Raw genomic sequence first — 6,258 nt, 5'->3', positions numbered from 1 at the left:
CGGGGCGAGCGCCCAGGCCGCCGCCGACGTGGTCACCGAGATCGCCAGCGAGGGCGCCCCGCGCCGCGTCTGCGCCAGGCGAGCCGAGACCTTCGCCATGACGCCCGCCGGCCTGCGCGCCACCGGCCAGACCGACACCATCGTGCGTTGCCGCGCCGGCGCCATGGGGTAAGTTCGGCCCATGCTCCTTCGCCGCTCCCTCCTCGCCCTCGCCGCCGCCGCGAGCCTGGCCGCCGCCGTCCCTGCCCCGGCCTCGGCCCAGTCGCCGGCGAACCCCCGCGTGGCGATCACCACCACCGAGGGCGTCATCACCGTCGAGCTCTACCCCGACAAGGCGCCGGTCACCGCGGCCAACTTCCTGAAGTACGTCGACCGCAAGCTCTATGACGGGGCGACCTTCTACCGGGCCTCCAAGCCCAAGGGGCAGACGGCCAACGACTACGGCACCATCCAGGGCGGCCTGCAAAACAACCCCAAGAAGGTCCTGCCGCCCATCGCCCACGAGAGCACGCTGAAGACCGGGATCAAGCACACCGACGGGGTGATCTCCATGGGCCGCCACGCGCCGGGCACGGCCCAGGCCGACTGGTTCATCTGCATCGGCGACATGGCCTACCTCGACGCCGACCCGAAGGATCCGTCCAACCCGGGCTTCGCCGCCTTCGGGCGTATGGTCGACGGCAAGCCGGTGGCCGAGGCCATCCTGGGGAAACCCACCGACCCCAACGCCGGCGTCGGCGCCATGAAGGGCGAGATGCTGGTCCATCCTGTGAAGATCATCTCCATCCGCCGCGCCCCGCCGCCGGACCCTGCCGCCGCCCCCGCCGCGGCGCCCCCGGCCGCAACCCCGGCCCCCGCGCCGGCCCCTGCCGCGACCACCCCGCCGAAGGCCTGACCATGTCCACCGCTTCCAGACTGCAGGTCGGCGTCGACGTGCCATGGGTGACCAGTTGGTCGGAGGAACCGATGCTGGGCGTCGGCCCCTGCCCCAGCGTCGACGGCGCCATGGCTCTGGCCCAGGCCGACAAGCCCGGCGAGGGCCGCCCGCTCTATTCGCGCAACCACCTGTTCCGCCAGCGCAAGTCGGTGCGCGAGATGCTCTGCCCGATGTGCGGCAAGCCCACCGCCAAGGGCGACCGCTGGAGCCAGACCGGCCGCTGGACCACCGCGCGGGAGGTCCGCGACCGCAACATGGGCGTCTGGCTGCCGCAGGACCTGAAGGACGAGCATCCCCTGTTCGACGCCGGCGCCATCGCCCCCCTGCACCGCGCCTGCGCCCAGCGCGCGCTCACCCACTGCCCGCACCTGAAGGGCATGGCCGACCGCGAGCTCAAGGCCTTCCCCGACGCCTGGATCATCGCCACCCTGGCCGTCGAGGCCCGCCCCGCGGCCAACTTCACCAACGTCCCCCAGAAGCCGGTGGTGGCGATCACCTTCCTGCAGCTCATCGGCGTGCCGGACTACGCGGGCTGAACATTACAACTTGTTCAGAACATTACGCGGCGTTTAGGTAATGAATCTGCGGTAACTTTGTGAATTCGAGGTCATTACGCAGACTTCACGGGACTTAACAGGTGTCCCCAAGTATTCCCTCTTCATCGGCGGCCCGCACCGCCAACCGCACATGAAGAGGACTACCCCGATGAAGACCTCCGTCGCCTCCCGCTTCGCCGGCATCGCCACCCTGGCCCTGGCCGCCCTGCCGCTCGCCGCCCTGACCACCGCCGCCCATGCCGGCGAACGGGTCCGCACCGGCGACCTGAACCTGGCCAGCCCCGCCGGCCGCGTCATGTTCGACCAGCGCGTCGACCATGCCGCCAAGCGCCTCTGCATCGTCGAGCGCAACCTGACCAACAAGGCCGCCTGCCAGGCCGGCGTCCACGCCGAAGCCAACGAAAAGGCCGCCGCGACGACCCAGTTCGCCAGCCGCGTCTAAAGTCGGTTTCGGTGCGTACATTGGAGTGTGAGGGCTTACCCCGGCCTTCCAGCCAGCCCGCCCAGGCTCCCCGGCCGCCAGGCGGGCGACCAGACCCGCGACCCTCCCCGGTCGCGGGTCTTTTGCTGTCCGGCCCGGGCCCTGCGCCCTAGAGGTGGCTGAGCGTGCCCTCGAAGATCCAGCCGCTGGGCAGGCTGCTGAGTTGCACCCCCACCAGGATCATCTCGCTGCCGTTGCCCATGTCGATCACCGTGTTGGCGCCGATCTGGTTGACCACATAGGTCGTGCCGGGATCGAGCTCCACCCGGTCGCCCTGGGCGTAGTTGAAGTCCATCACCTGGTCGACGCCGATGTTCTGCGAGCCGTGGAAGATGTCCGCGCCGCCGCCGCCGACCTCGGTGTCGTTGCCCAGGTCGCCGGAGATGAAGTCGTTGCCGGCCCCGCCGACGATCGAGTCGTCCCCCTGGCCGCCGCGCAGCACATTGGCCTGCGAGCCGGCGTGCAGGGTGTCGTTGCCCAGGTTGCCCAGCACCAGGTCCTGATAGCCGCCGCCGCCGACCAGCGAGTCGTCGCCCTGGCCCCCGACCACCCAGTTGGACCCCGTGCCCCCATGCAGGGTGTCGTTCCCCTGGTTGCCGTTCATGTCGTTGAAGCCGGAGCCGCCGTTGATGATGTCGTCGCCCGGCCCGCCGCGCAGGTAGTTCGAGCCGGAGCCGCCGGTGATGGTGTCGTCGCCGGCTCCGCCCACCAGGGTGTTGTCCCCGGGCCCGGGGTTGAGCACCTGGCCCGCGGTCGGCTGGGAGCCCCCTTGCGTGACGCCCACCGTATAGCTTCCGGCGTAGCCGTCGGTGAACGCGCCCGCCTCGACGTAGTAGGTCCCGCTGGTGGTCGCGGTGAACACGATCCGCGAGTCGGGATTGCTCCCCAGGGTGATGTCGTCGTTCGACGCCACGAGGGCGCCGCTGGCGTCGTGCAGCCGCAGGTACGGGTCCCCCAGCGTTCCGCCGCCGCCGGCCTGGCCCGTCTCGCTGATCGTGTAGGTGACGCCGGCCTGGAACTGCACGGTGAACCAGTCGCGGTCGCCGGCGATCTGCAGCGCCCCGGCAGCCGTGCCGCCGACCGCGATATGCCCGAACGGATGGGTGGTGTCGGTCAGGCTGTTGGCGAAATCGTCGGGCGCCGGGGTGAAGGTCGACGAGCTGCTGGGGTTCCACCCCAGCACGTCCAGCACCTGCAGGTCGGTGGTCGACAACGTCGCCGGCACGCCCACCGAGCCGGGGCCGAAGGCGTCGCCCAGGGTGCTGGCCCAGTCCCCCAGGTCGGAGCCGTCGAACTTGCCCGTGGCGCTGACCGAGCTGTGGTAGGCGAGGCTCGAGACGTGGCTGGGGTCCAGGCCGAAATAGGTGGTCACCCCGTCCGACCCGCCCGTGTAGTCGCGCTGGCCCGCGGCGGTGAAGCGGAACAGGTCCAGCGGATTCCAGCGCGTCTCCGCGACCCCCAGGCTGGCGACGCGGCCGAACACCCCTTCAGAGATTTCGTGCAGGACGGCCCCGGTGGCGTCGCCGTTGAAGGTGAGGTTGAGGCTCGAGTTCAGCGTGACCTGGTCGTCGACCGCATTGGTCTGCTTCGCAAGGCCGAGCATCACCGCCTCGGCCGTGGGGATGGCGAAGCCCGCGCCGTTCGACGGATCGCTGGCGGGCAGGCCGTTCACCGCCAGCAGGTCGTTGGGCGTCGTGGCGTGGGCGCGCAGGGCCGCCACGAAGGCCGAATAGCTGACGTCGGTCTCGTCGAAGTTGTTCTGCGCCACCACGTTCTGGCCGAGCGCCTGGTAGTCGAACGAGACGCTGACGGTCAGTTGGTTGGTGAAACTGGACTGCAGGGTGTTTTCCGCCGCGATGATCGCGTCGCGATAGGCCGGGGTCACGGCGGCGCTGTAGTCGTTGATGAAGACCAGGCCGCTTCCGGCGAGCGTGACGGCCTCGGTGGCCAGGGTCATGGCCGGGCTCCTGCGTTAAGCTGCGTCGTCCACGGGGCGGCGGGCCTGGACCTTGTCAACTGAAGGACCGAGGATCGGGGACAATAGGGCCGGACCGTGGCGCGACCATCTCGGGAATGACATGATCAAATTGACATTTTGCCTCACCCGCCTGCCGCACCTAAGCCGCGAGGCCTTCCAGGCCTACTGGTTCGACACCCACGGGCCCCTGGTCGCGTCGGTGGCCGAGGTCCTGCAGATCCGCCGCTATGTCCAGGTCCACAGCCTGCCGCACGACCTGAACATCCAGGTCCGCGCCGCCCGCCAGACGCGCGTCGAGTACGACGGCGTGGCCGAGCTGTGGTTCGACAGCCTGGAGGCGGTGGCCGCCAACGCCGAGCGGCCCGAGGCCCGCGAAGCCGGCGCCCTCCTCCTGGAGGACGAGCGCCGCTTCATCGACCTGCCCAAGAGCCCCCTCTGGTGGAGCCAGGAACGGCCGGTGGTGGGCTAGCCGCGCGCTTGCCGCCTGACGCCTTGGCCGAGCGCCGGCTGCGTGGCGGCTCGAACCGGCGCGCTTCCACCGCCACCTGCTGCGGATAGGGGAAGGAGAAGCCCTGCGACTCCAGCGCGTCCTTCACCCGCTTCAACAGGTCATAGCGTCCGGTGTCGTAGGCCTTGGGTGCGAACCAGGCGCGGAGCGTCACCGTGACGCCCCGCTCGCCCAAGGCCGTCATCCCGGCCCAAGGCTCGGGCTTGGGGCTGACGCCGGGCTCGGCGGCGGCGCAGGCCAGGAGGATCGCCAGCGCCCGGTCCACGTCGTCCTCGTAGTCGATCACGAAATCGAGGCTCTCACGCCGCGCCACCGGCGTGCTCTGGTTGACGATGATATCCCCGAACGCCTTGGCGTTGGGCACATGGACGCTGAGGTTGTCGCCGCTCGACAGCCGCGTGGCGAACAGGTCAAGGCCGCGCACCGTCCCCTGCCGCCCGGCCACCTCCACCGCGTCGCCCACCCGGTAGGGCCGCAGCACCAGCAGCATGACCCCCGCCGCCACATTGGCCAGCGCCCCCTGCAGGGCCAGGCCGATGGCCAGGGACGCCGCGCCCAGCACCGCGATCACCGAGGTGGCCTTCACCCCCAGTTGCTGCAGCACCGCGATCAACCCGACCACGATCACCAGGTAGCGCACCAGCGAGGCCGCAAAGCTCTGAAGGGTGGTGTCCGGCGGCCGTCGTCGGTGGGCCCGGGCGATGCCGCTCGCCGTCAACTGCGAGGCCCAGTTGGCCGCCCACATGGTGGCCAGGAAGATCGCGAGCGCCACGGCCAGATTCACCGCGAGTCCGCCGGCGGCGTCGGCCATGTTGCGCAAGAGCTGTCCGTCGCCCAGCAGCAGGCGCCGGGCGTCGGTCACGAACGGCGGCAGGGTCGGATTGGTCGGGATGTCGGGAAGAGCGGGCGCGGCCAAGGATCCCTCGCGAGGCTGTTGGTCCAGGGCCCATCAACTGTCCGGCGGCCCGTTCGGCGCCGCGCCTGCGCCATAGATCCAGTGACATTCCGCCGTTCCCCCGGCGAAGCCGAGAGGGAGAGGCGAGAAGCCCCCAGCCCCCGGCTTCAATCTCACGGCGGCCATTCTGCTTGGCGGCTCGCTCACCCTTCATCAACCCTTCCGCTTCATCCCTGGGTCCGGCACACTGGAACAGACGATGAACGCGCCGAATCAGCCCCTTCGCATCCTTGGCCTCGACCCTGGCCTGCGCCGCACCGGCTGGGGCGTGATCGCGGTGGAGGGCGCTCGCCTCACCCACATCGCCCATGGCGTCATCGCGCCGAAGGACAGCCTGCCCTTCGCCGAGCGGCTGCTGATCCTCTTCGACCGGATCGCCGAGGTCATCGCCCTGCACGGCCCGCATGAGGCCGCGGTGGAGGAGACCTTCATGAACACCAACGCCCAGTCGACGCTGAAGCTGGGCCACGCGCGGGCCTGCTGCCTGATCGCGCCGGCGCGCGCGGGCCTCGGCGTCGCCGAATACGCCGCCACCGTGGTCAAGAAGGCCGTGGTCGGCACCGGCGCGGCCGACAAGGTCCAGGTGGGCTTCATGATCCGCCGCCTGCTGCCCACAGCCGGCGACACGACCGCCGACGCCGCCGACGCGCTCGCCGTCGCCATCGCCCACGCCCACGCCCGCCGCGCTCGCAGCTACGCGGCCTAGGTCGTGGACTCATAAGCTCTGAGCCAGAGTCGAGTTGAGGCGAGGAGCACGGCGGCAAGGAAGTTCCTGGCGAGCTTGTCGAAGCGCGTGGCGACACGGCGGAAGTGCTTGAGTTTGCAGAAGTAGCGCTCGACGA

The 6,258-nt window shown here is 70.2% G+C and carries 7 protein-coding genes and 1 pseudogene; 5 read left to right on the top strand and 3 right to left on the bottom strand.

What is annotated here, in order from left to right; all coding sequences use genetic code 11:
* Positions 1-181: 181 nt before the first annotated feature.
* The 3 genes from VNW53_RS03825 (at position 182) to VNW53_RS03815 (ending at position 1,936) form a co-directional block, all read left to right on the top strand.
* On the top strand, positions 182-895 hold the full coding sequence (locus tag VNW53_RS03825; protein ID WP_325553750.1) for a peptidylprolyl isomerase: 714 nt from the start codon (positions 182-184) through the stop codon (positions 893-895).
* 2 nt (positions 896-897) lie between these two features.
* A complete protein-coding gene (locus VNW53_RS03820; RefSeq protein WP_325553748.1) occupies positions 898-1,473 on the top strand; it encodes a hypothetical protein in 576 nt (191 codons plus the stop codon).
* Positions 1,474-1,642: 169 nt separating this feature from the next.
* A complete protein-coding gene (locus tag VNW53_RS03815; RefSeq protein WP_325553746.1) occupies positions 1,643-1,936 on the top strand; it encodes a UrcA family protein in 294 nt (97 codons plus the stop codon).
* Between the two features lie 148 nt (positions 1,937-2,084).
* On the opposite strand, the gene VNW53_RS03810 is transcribed toward VNW53_RS03815, so the two are convergent.
* The gene (locus tag VNW53_RS03810) at positions 2,085-3,932 is read right to left on the bottom strand and encodes an NF038122 family metalloprotease (RefSeq protein ID WP_325553745.1); all 1,848 of its coding nucleotides are present in this window, start codon (positions 3,930-3,932) and stop codon (positions 2,085-2,087) included.
* 121 nt (positions 3,933-4,053) lie between these two features.
* Between VNW53_RS03810 and VNW53_RS03805 the strand changes: the two genes are divergently transcribed.
* On the top strand, positions 4,054-4,422 hold the full coding sequence (locus tag VNW53_RS03805) for an EthD domain-containing protein (RefSeq protein WP_325553744.1): 369 nt from the start codon (positions 4,054-4,056) through the stop codon (positions 4,420-4,422).
* Here the strand turns inward: VNW53_RS03805 and VNW53_RS03800 are convergent.
* A complete protein-coding gene (locus VNW53_RS03800; RefSeq protein ID WP_325553743.1) occupies positions 4,364-5,377 on the bottom strand; it encodes a mechanosensitive ion channel family protein in 1,014 nt (337 codons plus the stop codon). The genes VNW53_RS03805 and VNW53_RS03800 overlap by 59 nt on opposite strands.
* Before the next feature lie 238 nt (positions 5,378-5,615).
* On the opposite strand from VNW53_RS03800, the gene ruvC reads away from it, so the two are divergent.
* Entirely contained in the window at positions 5,616-6,122 is a 507-nt protein-coding gene (gene ruvC / locus VNW53_RS03795) for a crossover junction endodeoxyribonuclease RuvC (protein WP_325553742.1), read from the top strand.
* Here ruvC and VNW53_RS03790 read toward each other — a convergent pair.
* Positions 6,119-6,258, bottom strand: a pseudogene (locus tag VNW53_RS03790) (IS5/IS1182 family transposase); the annotation flags it as partial. The gene ruvC and the pseudogene VNW53_RS03790 sit on opposite strands and share 4 nt — an antisense overlap.

The sequence above is a fragment of the Phenylobacterium sp. genome (assembly GCF_035569475.1).
In the GTDB taxonomy this organism is placed as follows: Bacteria; Pseudomonadota; Alphaproteobacteria; order Caulobacterales; family Caulobacteraceae; genus Phenylobacterium.
This window is presented reverse-complemented; position numbering and strand designations above follow the sequence as displayed.